The organism is Pseudomonas sp. BNK-30, from assembly GCF_047456185.1.
GTDB classification, from domain to species: domain Bacteria; phylum Pseudomonadota; class Gammaproteobacteria; order Pseudomonadales; family Pseudomonadaceae; genus Aquipseudomonas; species Aquipseudomonas putida_E.
The window spans coordinates 4,123,774-4,142,763 of record NZ_CP179904.1; the positions used below are offsets into that span (position 1 = coordinate 4,123,774).

General features: G+C 55.5%; 19 protein-coding genes and 2 pseudogenes. 7 read left to right on the forward strand and 14 right to left on the reverse strand.

The window, feature by feature from the left end; genetic code table 11:
* Window positions 1-667: 667 nt before the first annotated feature.
* Both ACMGGN_RS19095 and ACMGGN_RS19100 read right to left on the reverse strand, forming a co-directional pair.
* On the reverse strand, window positions 668-955 hold the full coding sequence (locus tag ACMGGN_RS19095; RefSeq protein ID WP_414156842.1) for a hypothetical protein: 288 nt from the start codon (window positions 953-955) through the stop codon (window positions 668-670).
* 361 nt (window positions 956-1,316) lie between these two features.
* Window positions 1,317-1,658, reverse strand: a complete 342-nt coding sequence (locus ACMGGN_RS19100; protein ID WP_414156207.1) for a hypothetical protein — start codon at window positions 1,656-1,658, stop codon at window positions 1,317-1,319.
* Between the two features lie 128 nt (window positions 1,659-1,786).
* On the opposite strand from ACMGGN_RS19100, the gene ACMGGN_RS19105 reads away from it, so the two are divergent.
* Entirely contained in the window at window positions 1,787-2,080 is a 294-nt protein-coding gene (locus ACMGGN_RS19105; protein WP_414156208.1) for a hypothetical protein, read from the forward strand.
* 17 nt (window positions 2,081-2,097) lie between these two features.
* Here the strand turns inward: ACMGGN_RS19105 and ACMGGN_RS19110 are convergent, their stop codons facing one another.
* The 4 genes from ACMGGN_RS19110 to ACMGGN_RS19125 all read right to left on the reverse strand — a co-directional run bounded on the left by ACMGGN_RS19110 (window position 2,098) and on the right by ACMGGN_RS19125 (window position 4,136).
* Entirely contained in the window at window positions 2,098-2,490 is a 393-nt protein-coding gene (locus ACMGGN_RS19110; RefSeq protein WP_414156209.1) for a hypothetical protein, read from the reverse strand.
* Between the two features lie 63 nt (window positions 2,491-2,553).
* Window positions 2,554-3,282 (reverse strand): metallophosphoesterase family protein, encoded by a 729-nt coding sequence (locus tag ACMGGN_RS19115; protein ID WP_414156210.1) that lies wholly within the window; start codon window positions 3,280-3,282, stop codon window positions 2,554-2,556.
* Window positions 3,283-3,357: 75 nt separating this feature from the next.
* Entirely contained in the window at window positions 3,358-3,753 is a 396-nt protein-coding gene (locus ACMGGN_RS19120; RefSeq protein ID WP_414156211.1) for a DUF6957 family protein, read from the reverse strand.
* On the reverse strand, window positions 3,738-4,136 hold the full coding sequence (locus ACMGGN_RS19125) for a hypothetical protein (RefSeq protein WP_414156212.1): 399 nt from the start codon (window positions 4,134-4,136) through the stop codon (window positions 3,738-3,740). Before ACMGGN_RS19125 ends, ACMGGN_RS19120 begins: the two co-directional genes overlap by 16 nt.
* A gap of 311 nt (window positions 4,137-4,447) precedes the next feature.
* Here ACMGGN_RS19125 and ACMGGN_RS19130 point away from each other — a divergent pair, with 311 nt between their 5' ends.
* Entirely contained in the window at window positions 4,448-4,849 is a 402-nt protein-coding gene (locus tag ACMGGN_RS19130) for a sigma-70 family RNA polymerase sigma factor (protein WP_414156213.1), read from the forward strand.
* 74 nt (window positions 4,850-4,923) lie between these two features.
* Here the strand turns inward: ACMGGN_RS19130 and ACMGGN_RS19135 are convergent, their stop codons facing one another.
* From ACMGGN_RS19135 to ACMGGN_RS19150, 4 genes are all read right to left on the reverse strand, one after another.
* Window positions 4,924-5,472, reverse strand: a complete 549-nt coding sequence (locus tag ACMGGN_RS19135; protein ID WP_414156843.1) for a histidine phosphatase family protein — start codon at window positions 5,470-5,472, stop codon at window positions 4,924-4,926.
* A gap of 256 nt (window positions 5,473-5,728) precedes the next feature.
* Window positions 5,729-7,264 carry a hypothetical protein gene (locus ACMGGN_RS19140; protein WP_414156214.1) on the reverse strand — a complete coding sequence of 512 codons (1,536 nt, stop codon included), beginning with the start codon at window positions 7,262-7,264 and terminating at the stop codon, window positions 5,729-5,731.
* A gap of 116 nt (window positions 7,265-7,380) precedes the next feature.
* Entirely contained in the window at window positions 7,381-9,066 is a 1,686-nt protein-coding gene (locus ACMGGN_RS19145) for a hypothetical protein (RefSeq protein WP_414156215.1), read from the reverse strand.
* The gene (locus ACMGGN_RS19150) at window positions 9,063-9,962 is read right to left on the reverse strand and encodes a hypothetical protein (protein WP_414156216.1); all 900 of its coding nucleotides are present in this window, start codon (window positions 9,960-9,962) and stop codon (window positions 9,063-9,065) included. Before ACMGGN_RS19150 ends, ACMGGN_RS19145 begins: the two co-directional genes overlap by 4 nt.
* A gap of 134 nt (window positions 9,963-10,096) precedes the next feature.
* Between ACMGGN_RS19150 and ACMGGN_RS19155 the strand changes: the two are divergent.
* Window positions 10,097-10,213: pseudogene (locus ACMGGN_RS19155) on the forward strand (IS5/IS1182 family transposase); the annotation flags it as partial.
* Window positions 10,214-10,322: 109 nt separating this feature from the next.
* Here the strand turns inward: ACMGGN_RS19155 and hrpB are convergent.
* The 3 genes and pseudogenes from hrpB to ACMGGN_RS19170 form a co-directional block, all read right to left on the reverse strand.
* Window positions 10,323-12,857: an ATP-dependent helicase HrpB gene (gene hrpB / locus ACMGGN_RS19160; RefSeq protein WP_414156217.1), complete on the reverse strand. Its 2,535-nt coding sequence runs from the start codon at window positions 12,855-12,857 to the stop codon at window positions 10,323-10,325.
* Window positions 12,858-13,113: 256 nt separating this feature from the next.
* Window positions 13,114-14,799 carry a hypothetical protein gene (locus ACMGGN_RS19165; protein WP_414156218.1) on the reverse strand — a complete coding sequence of 562 codons (1,686 nt, stop codon included), beginning with the start codon at window positions 14,797-14,799 and terminating at the stop codon, window positions 13,114-13,116.
* Between the two features lie 355 nt (window positions 14,800-15,154).
* Window positions 15,155-15,547 (reverse strand): annotated as a pseudogene (locus tag ACMGGN_RS19170) (DEAD/DEAH box helicase); the annotation flags it as partial.
* A gap of 117 nt (window positions 15,548-15,664) precedes the next feature.
* Here ACMGGN_RS19170 and ACMGGN_RS19175 point away from each other — a divergent pair.
* Both ACMGGN_RS19175 and ACMGGN_RS19180 read left to right on the forward strand, forming a co-directional pair.
* The gene (locus ACMGGN_RS19175) at window positions 15,665-16,084 is read left to right on the forward strand and encodes a polyribonucleotide nucleotidyltransferase (RefSeq protein ID WP_204919525.1); all 420 of its coding nucleotides are present in this window, start codon (window positions 15,665-15,667) and stop codon (window positions 16,082-16,084) included.
* Window positions 16,085-16,109: 25 nt separating this feature from the next.
* Entirely contained in the window at window positions 16,110-16,979 is an 870-nt protein-coding gene (locus tag ACMGGN_RS19180; RefSeq protein WP_012312582.1) for a cation diffusion facilitator family transporter, read from the forward strand.
* 3 nt (window positions 16,980-16,982) lie between these two features.
* On the opposite strand, the gene ACMGGN_RS19185 is transcribed toward ACMGGN_RS19180, so the two are convergent.
* A complete protein-coding gene (locus ACMGGN_RS19185) occupies window positions 16,983-17,828 on the reverse strand; it encodes a DUF6515 family protein (protein ID WP_174140978.1) in 846 nt (281 codons plus the stop codon).
* Window positions 17,829-18,222: 394 nt separating this feature from the next.
* Here ACMGGN_RS19185 and ACMGGN_RS19190 point away from each other — a divergent pair, with 394 nt between their 5' ends.
* Together ACMGGN_RS19190 and ACMGGN_RS19195 are read left to right on the forward strand one after the other, a co-directional pair.
* On the forward strand, window positions 18,223-18,699 hold the full coding sequence (locus ACMGGN_RS19190; RefSeq protein WP_003249795.1) for an Lrp/AsnC family transcriptional regulator: 477 nt from the start codon (window positions 18,223-18,225) through the stop codon (window positions 18,697-18,699).
* 32 nt (window positions 18,700-18,731) lie between these two features.
* Window positions 18,732-18,935 (forward strand): DUF2788 domain-containing protein, encoded by a 204-nt coding sequence (locus ACMGGN_RS19195; protein ID WP_012312580.1) that lies wholly within the window; start codon window positions 18,732-18,734, stop codon window positions 18,933-18,935.
* Window positions 18,936-18,990: the final 55 nt, after the last annotated feature.

The window sequence follows — 18,990 nt, forward strand, 5'->3', positions numbered from 1 at the left end:
TCCGAGCCGTTTCCTGTCGAAGAGAAACCCGAATGGGAAAAGAATGGTTAAATCGCCTGACACGCGCCTGTCGAAGATAAAGTGTTAAAGACGTTACGCCTTAGCCTGGGGCACGCCTTGAAAACCGAAGATGGTTCAGCGCGCTGGCTTACGAACTGACCAAAGCGTAATAATAACCACAAAAAAAATAGGCTTTATGGTTGGTGCTTGACCTCAAAAGCAAGCCGGCGCCTCACGGCACCGAATAGTCGAGCTTTTTGCGGTGAGGTGTCATCCCCGGGTGACATAATGATGAGAGCACAATACCTACCAGATTTTTTCATCAACAAAATCTGGGGAAAAACTCTAGGAAGAGCGAAGGATTTGTTGCTGAGGGGAGGCAAGGCAGCGGTGCAATGTAGCTATCACCGTAAGCTGCCGGGACGCATGCCGCTTTTTCTTTGATCTCAAATTATTAAACTCCGTTTTTTAAAAACGGATTCAAGGGGGGGGATTCCCACTTTCTTAGAAATGTGACGCAGCCCACATTTTTGTGCTCATTCACAGCCGCACGAAAATGTACGTCCTCGCATGGGCCATCGGAAGCACAAACACCCGCGCGCCATGCGCTGTCAGCAGATTTAAAAGGGAGGTCGAAACCAGACGCCGGTAGCCAAGGGCTCTTCACCTAGTGATGATACAGAACCGCCAATCCGTGCTTTGGGGCGACCTGCTGGCCAATGCGCTGAGGTTCGGTTGCTAAGCATCTCGCCCGATCAATCCCCCACGCCAAGGCACGAGTCATCGACTCACCCGGGCGATCGAAGTACTCTTCATGCAGTGCCATGCCGGTGCCGGAGTAAACTCCGATGAACAATTGCGTGCTGCCAGTTCGCGACAGTCGCACCTGAACATCCATCGTCGGCTCGTTCACAAGCTCCATCTCTAGATGGCAATGATGCTCACTCGACACCATCCGTACTAACTCGGCCAAACGCATCGTTTTTTTGAATTGCGTCACCCTCATCCTCCAGCATCACGCTGGCCCATCGAGTGCGCTTGATGTCAGATACCAGAGAGAAAAAACAACCCTCACACAGATGAAGCTCATAGACGTCACCACTGTGCCCTGAACCCTCACCCCAAGCTGCATGCAGCGTTCCAAACTGCCCCCCTGCCACTCCAACCCGGGTCGACAATCCACACATATCGCATACGACGTCGCCAGCCTCTTCGGACTGACCTGATGGTGTCAGCTTCATGTGATACCTCTACCGCTGGCTACGCATAATGCATCGTTGGGCTTGCACCGATGCCCACACACAAGATACCGGATCTCAATGCTTGGCCTTCGAGCTCTCGCGAGTGGCGTCGCCTGCCCAATCGCACACGACGTACAGACTGCTCAGTGTGCGCACAACGAAGTATCCATGGGTCTCCTGTGCAGCCATGATTATCGAGGTGCGGATCGATGCGCCGTCCTCAAAGCGCTGCTCGCGATCATTGAAGATGACGCCCTGAAGAAATAGCTCCCCCGGCCCATATTGCACACTGGATAGGTATGCGGTGATTTCGAAGTCAAATGGAACCTGCATCGCCTTCACCACGCTGCTCGGCATCGTGGCGGCCGGTGCTTCGTCAACCGGGCGAGTAGAGAGCAGTACACGATTTTTCGCCATTTCTATCTCCTTTGGATCGTTGACGTTCTGAAGGCAGTCGGCCAACGAGGCCAAGGCAGGGCAATAACAGGCGAATGAATAAACGCATGATAGCCTTGCTACCGTCCATCCCCTGCGGAGCACCTTGTTTGAGCCCCACCTCTGTTAGCGGCTACTACGCATCCTTGTTGCGGGCACCCTCCTTCGCCGCCGACTCTATCGGCAAACGACAGAGCGAGTTATGGAAGCGCCTTGTTGATGACATTCACACATGCACCAATGAGCATGACCTTCGCGAAGCGAGAGGCAGAGCGGAAGGATTTATTCTGGGGCTGGTCGAAGCTGGCCACTTGGAGCGTGACGGCGAGCGAGACTACGTGATTCTGAGCTCGATTCATCGCCGCCAGGATTTCTTGCGCACACTTCTCGCGACGCTCAACTGATCGCCATGTTCGACCTTTCAGGCGCCCGCAAAGGCGCCTGGCTCGCGCGTCGGAGATGCATCAGGTTGGTCGGCAGTTGAGATCAGTGAACGAAGACTCTTCCGGCCCGCTCCGGGCTTAAAGGAAGTCAGTACGAAATTCCCAGCTTTTGTATCTACCACCCAGAACCCCTCTACACTCATCATCGTGAAGATCGGCGTCGTCGTCAGCAAATATGCCCCTGTACGCTTTTCAATAAGCCCTGGAACGGTTTGACCAACCACAACACCGACTGCGCAATCGTTCGAAATGACGACATCGCCAAGATAGGCAGTGATCGGTACGGGGTACTGCCGAGTCATCGCTCGTATGATGCGCGTGAGCTGAAATGTCGAGAGCCCTCTGGAGTAGCTGGTGATCTCATCTGTCATGTGTTCTTGTGCTCCTGCGTTCAAATCAACAACCCCCTTGAAAGCGTTCGCCCCTTAAGGCGCTTAGATTTCAATGATGAAATCAGGTACAAAGCCGGGCTTTTCACCTGGATACCCTCTGGGGTTCGAAACGAGTCGACACCCCGTAACGACCGTGTCGACTGCATGGTGAGTGTGGCCAAAGATCCAAGCATCGGCCTCGGCTACCAAGTCGTGCCATAGGTTGAAATACCCTGCACCGAGATGGCCTTCATGACCATTACCAGCTACCTCTGGGATAGGGCAGTGATGCGTGATGACGACTGTTTTTCCCTCAAAATGCTTGGGCAGCTCGGCTGCAAGAAACTGGCGCGTAGCGATGTTGAGGCCGATAAGGTCAGACGGACGAAGCTTGCTGTAACCATCCCCGGCGCGGATTCTCCTGAAATCGTTCATCCATTCAGCGCACTCCCTCATCGCCGCCTTGTAGTCTCCCGTCGAAGTGAAGTCCGTCCACCCTGTCGCGACCAGAAAGCGGATGCCGCCAACAACCAGGCTCTGGTTCTCCAAAACATGGACGTGCTTCGCCGCCGCTGCCTGCATCTTGATCAGCGTTTTCGAGATGTGCCCCTTGTAGTGCTCATGGTTGCCACAGACATAGATCACTGGGCACTTGAACGCTTCGTTGGCCCACGTTACACCGCGACTGCGAACCGAAATGTCACCCGCCAAAATCACCAAGTCGACCTCCGCCGTAGGCGGCTGGAAATCACAGAATTCGAGGTGCAGATCGGAGTAGACGAGAATCCTCATAAGCTTGCTCGCGCCCCGCTCGTTTGGGTATGGATCGCTTCTCCAAGGCTTCTCCGAAGGAAAGCCGGCCTAGCTCTATGGCTGCAGAGAAAAGACAACATCAAGGGTCGCTTCCTTCCTATACCCATCACCCAGAAGCAAATAGACAGTGCTCCGAGTCTCAAACATGCAGTGCTCCGGCTGAGAGACCGCATAGGTGGTTCGCACCCAGTGCCCAGGATCGAAACGTCGCCGACTGTCCTGAACAACCTCATGAGCAAAGGTCACCATTGGCGGAACTCCTGCCGGCGATAGCTCACCTTCGTTTGCTACAACGTCGATCAGGATCCACCGTCTGACCAAGCAGAAAGGTTTGCCAGGAAAGCGCTGCTGAGCGCTGTGGACGAGCTCTGCCGCATCACGACCCCACCCCTCAACAAAGTCACCGACACCGTAGAGAAAGGACATGATCTCTTCTAGAGATGCAGACATTCATCCTCCCGCGCGCTTGAGTACACCTGGCCAGTCCGAGTTACGAACTCGTATATGGGGGTTGAACCACCGCCCTCTTTGATGCGGATTTCGGAGAGCAGCTGCATCGAGAACTCTTCAAGATTTGTCATCGACGGTGGGGCGATCAGCTGGATGCGATTGACGCTCAAAAATTCAGGGGCACCACCCTTACAGATCGAGTCCACCTGCTCGACGCCAGATACGAGGCGCACCGAGGGGCCAAAACATCCGTCTACCAGTCCGCTGCCCTCCACGACGAAGTAGTACTCTAGCGGGTTCAGACTGACTGAATTCCAAAATAAGCGCAGGCTGTCGTAAGCCTTGAATTGCCCCTGAAGCTCTGTTTGTTTGGTGACCAACACGTCCGCATCTCGCCTATCGACCAGGACACTTCGGAAGTTCGAAGCCCTAATAACAATTCACATAAATTGACAACTTTTAGTCAGGCTGTGATTGTCCCTTCACCACCTCTTCCGTCCTTTTGGAACGGCATAGCCACCATACCATCATTCTCCATTCACTTACTATCTTTCGTGGATGTGGATTTGCAGCTATGGCCTTATCCTTCCCTTTGGGAAGCTAAGCCGTCATGCCATCGCGATACTCATTGGCTGCAGTACTCCGCGCCACTCGGGCAGCGCGCGGCCTATCCCAAGAGCAGCTCAGAAGCACCTTGGAAGCTCGCCATCTCCACAACATCGAGCACGCTAAATCCAACGCCACATTGGAGATGTTCCAGGGCATCAGCGATCGCTTGAACGTAGATGTGGTCGCCTTGATGGCTGCAGCTGCGACCTATGAACGTGGGGAGACTCTTGAGGAGTACATGACTTATCTATGGTCAGAGCTCAGCAAGCTGCGTGATATGGGCGTCATGGAAAACGTCGCCGCGCAATTCTCGGATGGTGAGCTGATCGCAGCGAAGGCGGGTAAGCCCCCAATTCCACCCGAGAAGGTACGATCAGTACTGGACTGCAAAGCCGAGGGACTGACCCAGAAAGAGACGTCGGTAAAGCTCGGCATTCCGACGTCCACGGTGCACAAGATCTGGCACAGCCAAAATGGTGGGGGCTGAGACTCAGGAAGCAATTCCTGAGGCGCTATCGAAGGGTTGAGGTGATCGGTGATCTTTATCTTGAGATCACATACTCAAGACGTGCCTGAAAACCTTCGATAGCTCATCGAGCTCCAGTATCGGCTTCCAGTGCTTTGTTGAAGAGTCCACCCTGCGGCTTCCAGCCTTTTGGCAACCATCCGATTCATGAAACCGTGGCCAACCAGGAGGACGGTGCCCTCGTCCGCGAGAGACTGCAGTTGCGTAGCTGCGGCTTCGGCTCGTACCTTAGCTTGCTGGAGCGACTTTGCCGCCCCCGAGAAGCCGCATAACCAAAGGATGCGGAGAATCAACGCCCAAGTGAACGGCGAAAGTCGTGGCCGCTTCCACGACCCATAGGGAAGTTCGGCTTCGCAGAAGACCTCATCGACGAGCGTCGGTTGAACCCCTAACGCTCGTACGGAAGTCAGCGCACGCGGCGCATTGCTCGCAACGATCACGCTTGCAGCCTTTGCCAGTTCGGCACTGGCTTCCGGGGCTGGTTGGTCAACGATTTCGGACAGCTCGTAGTCTTCGATCCAGCACTTCATGTCTAACGCAGAAACCTTGTTGGCATGGGCCAGATTCGGCTGACCATGACGCATAAGGATGACTTCTTTAATCACGCAACTCGCTTCCTTTCTTATCCATGCTTTGTCCCTAGCCCTTCAATCTCAAGACTTCCCATCTGACAGGGCAGCCACTTGATTTCCCGATGGCCGCCAAGCGCTTGATAGAACACTTCGGCAGGATCATTGCACCCATAACATCCGATTTGATTCGTCCCGCACCTGTATCTAATGACACGTTTGCGACACGCTACAGTAAGGCATGTCGCGGAGTGGCACTATCTTTAAAGGATTATGCCAAGCAGCGGCGAAAACCAACCCGAAAACCATCAAAAATTGCTTTTATAGTATATCTTACTCCGTCCTCGACAAAATCAGCCAAAGGCCTAGATATCGCCGGACTCATATCATAACGCCGAGCATCTATAGCTTCTGAAATCCCTACACGCATTAGCTCCTCGGTTAGGCGATCATCAAACAGACCTAACATATAAGGATTAGCGAGATCAGCCGGAATGTCCTCGCTTATGGATTTGTTGCGAAAGGTAATTGAAACTTGCATTTCTCGCGACAATCGAAATGCGATTAAAACTTTATCATTGGACTCGATTACTTTACGCATCCACTCGGGGCCACCTATCAATCTAGGTGTAAATTCCAGAGGATGCATATCATCGAGATTTATATCATCACCCCACTCATCTTTTGAAACGGAAGTAAATTTGCCTAGCCTGATGCAGAGCTCTCGCCCGGCAGCAATCTCCTTAAGTAAACGTGAGTATTCTAGGAAATTATTAAGAAAGTGCGTATCGCCTGTTGAGTCGGGGCAGGTGATTCGGGCAAGCCGCAGCTCACACGACTGGACATGCTTTTTCTTATAGCGCTCGGCTTTCATTCTCCATCGGAAGCCGGCGCCATCGGAGTCAAATTTTATGACATTTATTATTGCTTCGCAGTCGCCCTTCAAACTGTCTCCCCACATTGGGCCAGCTGTAACATGAAATTTGGCTGGAATACCCTCTACACCAGTCAGTTTGTCTCTTGTAAAGAACTGGCAGCGCACACGCTCAAAAAAGAAAGTGTCACTTACGTTTCCACTCCAAGACTTGGCCAGTGACAAGGTTCTTTCTGATTGTGCAATTTCTGATTTGCTTTTCGCTTCTGATCGTGCCTCCGACGTGCGTGACCATGTCCTCGCCAATAACCCGTAATCATCTGTCTTTGGGTTGTTGGATGAACTGATGGCCATGCTTATGGGAAGCTGACTGCAGCCTTGCGGTGGTGGCATTATATGACCAAGCTGTAACTTAATATCTCGTAGTGCTTGAACCGCCGATTCAGCGTAAATAATAAATCTATCTGAAATTGATTTCTCATCCTTTCGATCTTCCGCATCCCACACCAGCTCATCCAAATGTTCAGTTCCTACTTTTGAAACATAAAAACCTACAGCTGGATTGTGCCGATTAATGTCTTGCGCCTGTTCTCGAACGGCCTTCATCTCAAATAGCGCTTCAGCAGGATACTTAGATTCTACCGAATCTACATTCCAGTGACAGTTGCGGCAGGTTGAAATACCATTGGCTGCGCTGCTAATGAATGATTTTGATTTGTCACCTTGACCCCGAGCCCAATTTTCTCGAGCGGAATAAATATGTGCTGCGTTACCAACGGTGGTTGATTTATGAGGATCCTCACCGACCTCTAAATTACCGTCAGTCCCAAACACAGATTTTAAGCATTTTCTTATTGAGCAAAGGCCTCCAGCTCGATTCCAAATTATATTTTTAACGGAGGTGCTAAATTCAATGCGGTCTTCAGACTTCATGTTGCATCCTTTGCGACAGCTACTCTGAGCGTTTGAGATCTTCATTGATGTGGGTTGAGGTAGGGCATGACCCACGTTGTCGGCAACGTGAATCAGGTCTAACCAGTCAAGTGCATTCAGGAGGCCTGCTGTACCCTGGCAAGCTTCGCGAGGTACCACGTGGGTAATGGGTGCCGGTGCAATCTAGCCGAAATCGCCATCAGCACCTCCCAGGGTGTGTTGTGCCAAGCGAAGTCCTCTGAGGAGGCGGCATGGCTCGGTACCTTTAAAGATGCCTCAATTTCTTCGCCTGGAGTTTGCCGGAAGTCAGTAAGGGCACGTGATATGCCAACACCATTCACATAGGCATCAGAACTCGTCAGCGTCTCCAGTGCCTTTTGAGGAAACCACCTTTCCTTGGTCACCCCTTCGAGGCTCGGAACAATTTTCGCCGTCAATTGATCGAGGGATTCTTGGTCGCCCAGCAGAGCTGCCATGGTTCCCAGGAGCGGCACCAACGTTGTGGTTTTGAAGAATCGACTCCTTTGGATTTCGTTCCCGGCGAACAGGGCCATTGCATCGTCAAGGTCATCTGTATCCACCGGCATGATGCTGTTCCGTTGCAGAGCGATATCGAAACGATCAATGCACTCACTCACCAAGAGTTTGGTGCTGACTTTATCACCCACGGCCAAGATAGCGATCATGGCTATCGAAAGGTCAATGGCCTGCCCGTCGTATACCGGGAGCAAGCAGCCATTGTGTGTGTTGATAAAGGACACCAGGCATCCATGCATGGCCCGGAGAGTTTCGGGATTGGCCTTCAGGGCCTGAAGCAAAAGCAGTGTTGTGCCCAACCGTCCAAGCTCATCACAAACCAAGTCGATGTAGAGCACCTGATCGGGGCGGTAGCGGAGCATGCGTCTGCGGTTGAGGAGTGAAGGCATCAGGCGCTCGTAGTACCGCAGCAAGCTGTTCGCCTGGAGCTGAGCAAGCGTTTCGAAACGCTTCAGGAACTGCGGGTCTGCCTGAAGGCCCAGCGCGATTGATTCGCTCCAGAGGCGTAGCAGCAGGTACTCACCTGCGAGCACCCCTGGTTTCTGATTACACTCACTTTCGCCCCAGACCAGAAGCACAGCCCACCCCATGCCTGCAGCCGCCGCTCGCTTATAGAAGCGGTTTGCACGCGTGTTCACTGATACGTCCATGTCATCCTCAAGGGGGGCCATGCAGTCATCAACAAAACGCACGAATCTGGAGAACGAAGCCTGCGTGTCCTCCAACCCGGCCAAGGCTGCCCTGAGGTCGGACTTCCCTTTCCCGAGCAGTAAGGCATCGTCAAAAAGGTACTCCTCGATGTAGGGACTCAACTGATCCATACCCCAGAAATCCAGCGAGCATAGGGGAGAAAACTCGGCGACCTCTTTTGAAATTGCCGAGTAATCAGACTGGGCGTCTTGCTTGAGGATGCCATTTGAAACCAGGACGATCCGCTTCTTTAGTCCCTGCAGAGGCTCTTGTAACCGATTGCGCACGTACTCGGTGTACGCCTGGCGAATGGAGGGTGAGATCGCCTGCTGTGTGCCGTAAAAGTCATTCCGGTTCACATTGCCGAATTTGATGATGAACAGGAATACTTCCGTCTGCCCTTGAGCATTCTCCTTGGTGGACATGACGTCGACACCACCCTGATTAACGCCAACCTGAGCACGGCTGTGCACCGAATGCCCCATCGCTTGGAGAAGCTCAGGAAGGAGTGCATCCAGCTCATCTCGCTCGCGAAGCCCTGAAAGGTAGTGTGAAAGAACCAGTTGGATACTCATTCGTCAGCTCCCTTCCATAGGCTCATGATTTTCTGGTCATACACCAGCGGGTCGGCAATCCAGGTTTGAGGCAGCTCCATACTCATTTCCTGCGTGAACATCGGAAGCATCGTCTCGATCGTCTCGTGATCGTTCTGATATTCCACTGACACTTGGTTTGAGTACTTGAAATGTTGTGCGGTCATGAACATGTCGAACAGCGATTCGCCATGAGCCCTCTCCGTCACTGCACGACTCTCATTCCGGCGAAGGTAGCTGAAGCTTCGCCGCATGTCCGATGACATCTGTAACTCGGTGAGATAGGGGAGAGCGTTCAGGGCGATGCTTTCGGCAGACAGCCTTTCGTCCAACTGCTTGGCAGGAATTGACTGAGTGAGCTGTGAGGGCCCTGCTTCGAGGAGACGTTTGCAGGTGGCTGGGTATTCTGTCGCCAAGAAGTCTATGACCGAAGAGGTGGTCGCCGAAATCAGAGGGCTTGAGGGCATGTCTTCGTTCAAGCTCAGCACCCAACCGAGAGCTGCTGGCACAGAAACGTTGAGGGAACATAACCTACGCGCCACAGCGCATGCGGATGCCTCTTTGGCAGAGGAAAGGTCGAATTTTACTAACGTGGAATGCTGGAGGTACTTGACACTGATTTCGTGCACCAACGCCCTGCTCAGCTTGTGGTGGCCTTTGTCTCCGATCCAGTCGCAGGCAGCCAGAACAAACAAGTCAGTAGACGCAATCCTGTAGAGGCAGTCCTTCGCTTCCTCAACAAGGGTATCGGCTTCAACCCCCGAGGCTTCTGCTTCCCGCCAGAGGGCATAAAACTCATCCAGCAAGGCCTGACCCATTTGCTGCAGGTTGGCGCTGTAGAGGCGCAGGTAAAAATCGTTGAACCGGATCATGTCCATGTGAAGTGGCTCCGAGGGCGTTACTTGATATCCATTAAGATGACTTTCATCGGCGCTGCCCTGCCCCCTAGCAGACCTGTAAACCTGGCAGACTGGGACAATGTTGCTGGGATAACGAGCGACGCGCTAGCGGTAAAGAGAATCGGCGGATCGTGACACGCTTCGACAAGCTTGCGAAATGCTATGCCGCTATAGCCTCACTGTCTTGTTCCATACGGTGTTTCCGAAAACTCTTTTCGTACAGAGCCTAGCGCAAGCGAAGCGCCAGGCCTGAAGATGGTGCACACAATGGTCGAGACACGAAGTGACTCGGTTCACGACCGCCGCTCCCGCTGGGCAGGCCTAAAACAGCCTCATTCCTCAAGCCTTTCTAGGCTTGGCTCTCGCAGTCGCCTCCGCCACCAATGGATCTTCGGGCCAATAGTGCTTTGGGTATCGCCCCTTGAGATCCTTCTTCACCTCGGCATAGGTGGTGCGCCAGAAATTGCCCAAGTCTTGGGTAACCTGCACCGGACGGCGTGCCGGTGACAGAAGATACAGCTTGAGCACCTGCCGACCATTCGCTATGCGTGGTGTTTCGGCCTGCCCAAACATCTCCTGCAATCTCACAGCAAGGACTGGCGGGCGTTCGCAGTAATCAATTCGGATATTCGACCCAGACGGTACCGGTACCGTTTGGGGCGCCTGGGCCTCTAGCTGTTGAGGAAGCGGCCAAGGCAGTAGGCTTCGCAAGATGGAGGACAGGTCTAGCTGACCAAAATGACTTAGACGAGTCACCTTGCCAACGTACGGGCCCAACCAGTCTTCTAGCGACTGGCGTAAGGCCTCATCACGCAGGTCAGGCCACTCACTCAAGCTCCCGGCTTCTTCATCAAGCACACGTAGCAGTTCCACCCTCGCCTGCCACTGTCGAAGCTCGGGCGTCCAAGGCAGAAGCTCCAGTCCTTTGCGACGAACGAAGTTGAGCAACGCCTGTACACGCACCTCATCGCTCAGGTCGGACAACGGCGCGCGGGACAAAATTAGCTCCCCTACTTTCACTTGCCGCTCAGCGCGCAAACCACCTTCACGCTCATCCCAGTCGAGCTCGTCCACCTGGGTAACCTGCTCTTGCAGAACAGTGTCGAACAGCGCTTCATCCAGATCGGCGGCCAGATAAATCCGCTCCTCACGCTGGCCCTGACGGCTACCCAAATCGGCGATCACCAACCAGGGATGCTTCATCAACGCATCAGTCTCGGGGAACATCGCTGCACGACCATTCGCCAAACGATACTCAGCCCCACCAGCACGACGCTGTTGTGCAACACGATCCGGATACGCCAAGGCAAGCAAGCAGCCTACCCACCTCGGGTGGTCGGGATCAGCGACTGATTGCGATGCTGGGCCGCGCAAGTACGATCGATATTGCCTTGCGAGTTGTTTCGCGCGTTGCGCACCGCCTTGCTCGCCGCGTTGTGCTCTCTGCTCACCAGACAATATGGCCAAACGGCTGTGGAGATCAGCACCAACACCGCGCTGAATATCGCGCTCTCCAAGCAACGCTGCAATGTTGCTCGCAGTCTCTGTCAGACCCAGCTCATGTCCACGCAGAAGCAGATGCGCAATCCGTGGATGACTTGGCAGCTCCGCCATGGCTTGGCCGTGTTTTGTCAGTTGCCCATCTGGTTGCAGGGCGCCAAGCCGTCGAAGCAAATCGCTCGCTTGCGAGTATGCAGATGTAGGCGGAGCATCAAGCCACTTCAGGTCACTTGGCTGGACGCCCCATTTAGCGAGCTGCAGGGCCAAACCTGTGAGATCCGCTTGTTGAATTTCGGGCGAACTGAAACCCGCCATTTGGTCGTGCTGGGTTTCAGACCAGAGTCGGTAGCACACACCTGACTCGACCCGCCCTGCTCGACCAGCACGTTGAGTAGCACTGGCTTTCGATATGCGTTGGGTGTCCAACCGTGTCATCCCGCTGCGAGGATCGAAATGTGGTACACGTTCAAGGCCTGCATCGATAACGACACGCACACCGTCGATGGTGATACTGGTCTCAGCGATGTTTGTGGCCAGCACAACCTTCCGCTTTCCTGCCGGTGTCGGATCAATCGCGGCCCGCTGCTGATTCAGATCGAGCTCACCATGAAGGGGGCAGAGAAGAACGTCACGCTGAAGTGATGGAGACTGGGTCAAAGCATCTTCTAGGCCAGTCACGACTCGACGGATCTCGGCTTGACCAGGGAGGAAAACCAGCAAACTACCAGTCTGATCAGCAAGTGCTTCAAGGCACGCACTGATGACCCGCGGCTCGATGTATTCTCCAGGTTGCTGAGGTTTTCCCCAGACTGTCGAGACCGGGAACATGCGTCCTTCGCTCGTCACGATCGGTGCGTCATCCAGCAAGCGGGACAGCCTCTCCCCTTCGAGCGTCGCCGACATCAACAGCACCTTGAGGGGAGCGTCGTCCCGGAAAAGCTCGCGACCATTGAGCGTCAGAGCCAAGGCGAGATCGGCATCCAGGTTTCTCAGGTGGAATTCATCGAAGATCACCAGGCCGACACCTTCGAGGGCAGGATCGCTCTGGAGGCGGCGCGTAAGGATCCCCTCAGTCACCACCTCGATACGGGTTTTCGGCCCGACCTTGCTGTCGAGGCGAATCCGATAGCCCACCGTCTCACCAACCTTCTCACCAAGCTCGCTGGCCATTCGCTCCGCAGCGGCGCGTGCGGCAAGACGACGTGGTTCGAGCATGATGATCGTTTGGCCCTGCAGCCAGGGCTCATCGAGTAGGGCGAGTGGGACGCGAGTCGTCTTACCGGCGCCGGGCGGTGCTTGGAGCACCACTTCATCTCGCTCTTGGAGGGCTTCAAGAAGGGCCGGCAGTGCGGCATTGATTGGCAACGAACTCATATCTACTCCTGCGACATGCGCGGCAGTATACAAAGGTTCCTCATCAAAAAACGCGTCTCACCGCACGCTTAATTGGACGATAACATGGGGTTATCGGCAGGATCGCATTGCACTGAGAGTGGTGTAGTCAAAACTTCCAGACCAACCACTCATGCGCAGAGGGAGATGAATTGCTTGGATCACCCTCCTTAGAGCGATCAATACTTCAAAATTCAGGAGGCCAGTCGGATCGGCCTAGTCTCTCTATCAGCTTTGACTATTCGGGATTTCCGAGCGGTACTGGCACCTGCAGGGTTTCTGACGCTTCCGGCTCCACCCAATCGTCAAGAACAACCCAAGTGTCGTCGGGATTCAACTGAAGGGACACAGTCGTCTCTGATGTCGTAAGAACCTTTAACTTTGGAACACTTCGATCCATAAGGTCGCTGAAATAGCGCATTTCAACTCCATCAGTGTCTCTTAGGATCCTTGGCGCCTTAATAATAGAGCCCACCAGATCAAAAATGAATTCATCATGGAAAGATCTTACCTGCGTAGGGAAGCTAGTCTCCAAGAATCTGTCCAGTTCGAAGCCTTCTGAGTACTCGAGCTCCCCTTCGCCGATGATGTCACGTGTTTCCTTCACAGCTACAGGCGCGACGTGTAGCCTCAAATACCGTTTCAGCTGAACATAAAGATCGTATTTGAAATCGAGGTCGTTCAGAAAGACATCTCTATCGCACAGCTCAGCAACTCGACGAGCGACATCCAAATACAGCACTATCCACTGCAACTGCTCATGAAAAACTTCAGCGCCTGCGCTCGTTTGGGAGTTATACGCAGCAGCATTGCTGCCAACCTCCAAATCAAACACCAACCGCCCTTTGTCCATCTTCTGCGCTGCCTTCAGCAGGCGAGCAAACCGTGGCAATTCGAGAATATTCTTCCCTTGCCACGCTTCAAGATTGAAGGTCAGGTCAAATTTGTGATCGTCTCCCACGTGCGAGCAATGGGCTTTAACAGTAATGAACCCCTCTAAGGCTGTCCCCTCGAACACCGTACGCACCGTGCCAGAGGTGTAATAGCAGATGAACGACTCAATGAACACCTCATCCCCGTCAGGCGTTCGGAGATAAAGATTACCGGTAATCGGCTTCTTGACCCCGCCGAGAATCAGCGTGCCTTGGCCAGAGTCATTTGCCTTCTTTTGAATGGCTTCGAACAACTTTGAGCCCTTCAACTCGAAGTGGCTGCCGGGAATGACGAGTTCCCTGCCCTCCTCTAGGAAGGCCTTCCGTGCTGCCCAAAAATCGTCCAGCTCATCCAGATTCTGCAACACCAGATCGATGCTGACCTTGTCCTGGACGACCTGAATAACGTGCGTGTAATTCCTTCCAGACTTGTTCACCTCGACAGTGAAGCGTGGGTCGAGTTTCTGCAGGTCATTCTCGTAGCCCTGCATGAATTCTACGATGGGCGTCTCGAGCGGATCGTTTCCTTTGTTGACCATTCGCGTAATGGCATTGAACGCACCATCTGCTGATGCCGCTTGAACGTCTTTTTCAGTAAAGCTCTTCTTGTTGAGCTGTGCGTTTGACCTGGCTTCCGCCGCCCTCTTCCACTCGAGAAGCGTTTCTACGCTGTAGGCGTCGTCAGCATCAATCAACTTGGAGTGGGTTTGGCACATCCAAATGCCGTTGTCGATGTGCCTGCGTTCGTCCTTCGTCTGGGCTTCGTCAAACCGGGGCCCGCCAGGCGCGGCAGCTTTGATGTGACAGGCAACGCCGATAGTCAGCGCACCATCACCCGATGACTTAGCACCATGGGTGTTTACGTGACATTCAGGGTAGGAGCACACGTTGCCCGCACTATCACGTAACAGCCGCACCGTGTTCGCTAGGAAGTCGTCACGCTTTGGGGTGGTTCCCGATTTCTTCTTGGCGCTGTTTTTTGACTTGCTCATGCACTGTCCTGGTGATGAATCTCGATGCACTGATGATGCTAGGAAATGAATCGGATTGCGATGAGGACGAGGTGTTGGCCGGATTGGACGAGGCGGGTCGGTGACGGTCGATGGGGTGGTCTGGAGGGGGCTGAGGCGGGATGGGTTGGATGGGCTGAGGGGTGACCTTGGTCGACGTGGGCAGGTGAGCCAGGGTTGAGATCGTGGCACCTACCGGGGGTGGGATTTGGTATCGCACCGAGGTTGCTTGTGATGGAAATGCAGGAAGGGACGGCTAGGGAGATGACCTGGATGGGGATCAGTGGAGGGAGAGGAATGCCCTGCGTTTTGACAAGAAACTAGGTTTTTTCAGTGAAAGTGACAAAACGTGAAACTCATCGAAGATCAGCAGCCCTACCCCCTCCAGCGCAGGGTCTGCCTGCAACCGGCGGGTCAGGATACCTTCGGTGACCACTTCGATACGGGTATTGGGCCCGACCTTGCTGTCCAGGCGAATGCGGTAACCCACGGTTTCGCCGACTTTTTCGCCCAGCTCGCTGGCCAGCCGTTCGGCCGCCGCACGCGCCGCCAACCTGCGCGGCTCCAGCATCACGATGGTCTGCCCGGCCAGCCAGGCTTCATTCAACAGTGCCAGCGGTACACGGGTGGTCTTGCCTGCGCCGGGCGGCGCCTCGAGCACCGCTTCGTGACGGTTTTCCAAGGCATGGCTCAAAGCCGGCAGGGCAGCATCGATCGGTAAGGAAATCATGGTGGTCCTCGAACAGTCTGGCGAGTATAACGGCGAACCCAGCCTGCTCTATCATGGTCTTAGCATCAGGTGCCGGCGTATCGCCCCACCTTGTGGCAACTTTCTTCGGAGATTCAAATGCGCATCCCATCCCGCGTCATCGGTGGCGCCCTCATCGCCACCTTGCTGACCCAGCTGACGGCCTGCGGCACGCTGTTCTACCCCGAACGCCGCGGGCAGATCGAGGGCAAGGTCGACCCGGTAATCGTCGCCCTCGATGCCATCGGTATTCTGTTCTACGTGATCCCTGGCCTGATTGCCTTTGGCGTCGACTTCGCCACAGGTGCCATCTACTACCCTGGGGGCACCACGGCACAAGTAGCGCCAGAGAAACTGCGCGAAGCCATCAAGCCCGATGGCAAGGTCGACAACCTCAAGCTGCAGGCCATTCTCGAAAGCGAACTGGGCCAGCGCCTGCCGCTGGACGACCCGCGGTTGATCCAGCATCGCGGCAGCGTCGAGCAACTGGCAGCGTTCGGCCTGGTGCCGGCAGCCTGAAACCTGCAAGGAAACCACCCTCGGCATGATCACCTCGGCTGAACACCAGCGCCTGCTACGCCTGGCCACCCGCGCCTCGCTCGCGGTGGCCAGCATCCTCGTGCTGAGCAAGGCCGTGGCCTGGTGGCTGAGTGGCTCGGTCAGCCTGCTGGCCGGGCTGACCGATTCGGCGCTGGACGCGGTCGCCTCGTTCCTCAACCTGCTCGCAGTGCACTATGCGCTACGCCCGGCTGATGATGACCATCGCTTCGGCCACGGCAAGGCAGAAGCCTTGGCAGGCATGGCCCAGGCAGTGTTCATCGGCGTGAGTGCGGTACTGATCGGGGTTCAGGCCGCCGAGCGCCTGCAATCGCCACAGCCCTTGGGTGATACTGCAATCGGTATCGGCGTGATGCTGCTGTCGCTGGTGCTGACGCTGGCCTTGCTGGCGCTGCAACGCAAGGTGGTACGTGTGACAGGCTCAACGGCGGTGCGTGCCGACTCGCTGCATTATCGCTCTGACCTGCTGCTAAATGGCAGCATCCTGCTGGCCTTGCTGCTGGCGCGCTACGGCTGGCCGCAGCTGGATGCGCTGTTTGGCCTGGGTATCGCGCTGTACATCCTGTGGAGTGCACTGCAGATCGCCCGGGAAAGCACGGCAATCCTGATGGACAAGGAACTGCCCGGCGACATCGGCGAGGGCATGGTCGAACTGGTGCTGGGCATTGCCGGGGTCAAAGGTGTGCATGACCTGCGCACCAGGGTGTCGGGCAATCAGTGGTTCGTGCAACTGCATCTGGAGCTGCCGGGGCAGTTGCCGTTGCACGAAGCACATGCCCTGTGCGTCCAGGCCTCTGAAGTCATCCGCCAGCGTTATCCACAGGCGGATGTGATGGTGCATGCCGACCCCGTCTGAGGCTCAATTGATACTGTAGCCCCGGCCACTGAAACACGCCCCCAGCGCCCGCCGGTAGTTGTCTGCAACATTGGCCGGCGGTGCGCTGGGGGCGGTTGCAGGGTCGAAGTTGGACTGGCTCACCGCCCAACGGTGGCACTGGTAGCGGTCCTGGTCCTGCTGCTCCTGGCCTTGCCCATGCATCGGGTAGGCCACCACATCGTATGCGTTGCCTGAAGGGGCTTGCGCCACGGGCACCGGTGCCGGTGCAACCGCAGGCGGGCTGACCACCACGTACTCCTGGCTGTCTGCCAGGTACTGGTAATACGTATCGGCCACCAGGAAGAGCAAGGCACCCCCCACCCACACTTCACGTGCATAGGATGGCAGGTAGCCGACCCGCACCCCGTACGGCGGGGCTACCACGATGTAGCTGCCGCCATGCGGCTGGTACCAGTAACCACCTGAGTAGAAATAGTCCTGCCCACGGTAGGGCACTTTCCAGTAGCGGTCCGGGAAACGGTCGATGCTGTGCCCGGGGCGATACTGCGGCCCCGGCCCCCAACCATTGCCATGGCCATCCGGTCGCCCCTGCCAGTCGCCACCAGGCCGTTGACCAGGGCCGCCAGCCTCCCAGTGCCGGTAATCGGCATTGCGCCGGGGAATATCCTGGTAGTAGCCCTGGCGGGCGGGCTGGGTCTGGTGCACTTCATCGCGCGAGTTGAGCGGCGAACGGCCTTCGTAACTACCGTTGGGATCCTGCCGGCCATTGCCACCATGCCCGTCTTCAGGGCCCTGGGCCATCGCCCCCAGGCAGATGCTCACGCCAAGCAAACCAACACCTGCCAACTGCCAGATGCGCGACTTCATGTTGTTCCTCACGGTCAAGATAACGGCACGCTGCCAGTCTACCGTGCCCGTAACGGACAAACAGATGAAATCGCGGCCATGAAAAAAGGGAGGCCTTGAGGCCTCCCTTTGAGAATTGTCGTCCGTGCTCGGCACTTGTGGCGCCGGCTCACCTCATACGCTCTTGTGGAGGTACGTAGCCCGGGGGCCTGGCGGATCCTGTTGGATGGCTGGCCGCGACCGCCCGCCTAGGGCGCGTCGCCGTGGACTGATGTCCGGGCAGTGATTCTGTTGATAAAGATACGGGACAGGGGGCGGCAGCGGATTGCGAATATTGCTCAGATAAATAGCACTTGCGCAATTTTTAACCCTGGATCGATAATTCACCGCAATCTGATCAGAAAAGGCCTTTTCCATGAGCAAGCTTGACCGCTACGACCTGAGCATCCTCGCCGAATTGCAGCGCGATGCGCGCATTTCCAACCAGGAGCTGGCCGAACGCATTGGCCTGTCGCCCTCACCCTGCTCTCGTCGGGTCAAGCAACTGGAAGACGACGGCTATATCTCACGGCAAGTCGCCCTGCTCGACCGCAAAAAGCTTGGCCTGAGCCTGACGGCTTACGTGCTGATCGGCATGGACCGGCACACCCCGGAGCGCTTCGAGACCTTCGAGGCAGCCATCCGCAACTTGCCACAGGTGCTCGAATGCAGCCTTGTAACCGGCATGGATGCCGACTATCAGCTCAAGGTGGTGGTACCGGACATGGATCACTACCAGAAACTGCTATTGGGCAGCCTGACCCGCATCGAAGGCGTCACCAGCGTGCGCTCGAGCTTCGTGCTCAATCAGGTGCTGGCGAGTACCGAACTGCCCCTGACCCACCTTCGTTGATTGGCTGCTGAGCTTGCCTGGAGAACACACAGATGGATCCGGCTGTATTTGAAGAATGGATGATGATCATCCTGGTCACCGTGCTGATCGGTTTCATGGGCTTCATCGTCTGGGACTTGGCAAAGAAATCCAAGGCCGGGCGCTTTGGCACGATGATCCTGTTCTTCGTGCTAGGGCTGGGGGTGCTGGCCTTTATCATCAAGACCGTGGTCGTGGGGTTTCTGGAAGGGGTGTAGCGCCCTCTCAAGCCGCATCGCCGGCAAGCCGGCGCCCACAAATGCCAAGGCCTGC

Excerpts from the sequence above, each read along its gene's own strand:
- ACMGGN_RS19095 (WP_414156842.1), bottom strand. The coding sequence starts at position 955 with ATGGTGTCGAGTGAGCATCATTGCCATCTAGAGATGGAGCTTGTGAAC.
- ACMGGN_RS19100 (WP_414156207.1), bottom strand. The coding sequence starts at position 1,658 with ATGGCGAAAAATCGTGTACTGCTCTCTACTCGCCCGGTTGACGAAGCA.
- ACMGGN_RS19110 (WP_414156209.1), bottom strand. The coding sequence starts at position 2,490 with ATGACAGATGAGATCACCAGCTACTCCAGAGGGCTCTCGACATTTCAG.
- ACMGGN_RS19115 (WP_414156210.1), bottom strand. The coding sequence starts at position 3,282 with ATGAGGATTCTCGTCTACTCCGATCTGCACCTCGAATTCTGTGATTTC.
- ACMGGN_RS19120 (WP_414156211.1), bottom strand. The coding sequence starts at position 3,753 with ATGTCTGCATCTCTAGAAGAGATCATGTCCTTTCTCTACGGTGTCGGT.
- ACMGGN_RS19135 (WP_414156843.1), bottom strand. The coding sequence starts at position 5,472 with ATGCGTCATGGTCAGCCGAATCTGGCCCATGCCAACAAGGTTTCTGCG.
- ACMGGN_RS19140 (WP_414156214.1), bottom strand. The coding sequence starts at position 7,264 with ATGAAGTCTGAAGACCGCATTGAATTTAGCACCTCCGTTAAAAATATA.
- ACMGGN_RS19145 (WP_414156215.1), bottom strand. The coding sequence starts at position 9,066 with ATGAGTATCCAACTGGTTCTTTCACACTACCTTTCAGGGCTTCGCGAG.
- ACMGGN_RS19150 (WP_414156216.1), bottom strand. The coding sequence starts at position 9,962 with ATGGACATGATCCGGTTCAACGATTTTTACCTGCGCCTCTACAGCGCC.
- hrpB (WP_414156217.1), bottom strand. The coding sequence starts at position 12,857 with ATGAGTTCGTTGCCAATCAATGCCGCACTGCCGGCCCTTCTTGAAGCC.
- ACMGGN_RS19165 (WP_414156218.1), bottom strand. The coding sequence starts at position 14,799 with ATGAGCAAGTCAAAAAACAGCGCCAAGAAGAAATCGGGAACCACCCCA.
- ACMGGN_RS19175 (WP_204919525.1), top strand. The coding sequence starts at position 15,665 with ATGCGCATCCCATCCCGCGTCATCGGTGGCGCCCTCATCGCCACCTTG.
- ACMGGN_RS19180 (WP_012312582.1), top strand. The coding sequence starts at position 16,110 with ATGATCACCTCGGCTGAACACCAGCGCCTGCTACGCCTGGCCACCCGC.
- ACMGGN_RS19185 (WP_174140978.1), bottom strand. The coding sequence starts at position 17,828 with ATGAAGTCGCGCATCTGGCAGTTGGCAGGTGTTGGTTTGCTTGGCGTG.
- ACMGGN_RS19190 (WP_003249795.1), top strand. The coding sequence starts at position 18,223 with ATGAGCAAGCTTGACCGCTACGACCTGAGCATCCTCGCCGAATTGCAG.
- ACMGGN_RS19195 (WP_012312580.1), top strand. The coding sequence starts at position 18,732 with ATGGATCCGGCTGTATTTGAAGAATGGATGATGATCATCCTGGTCACC.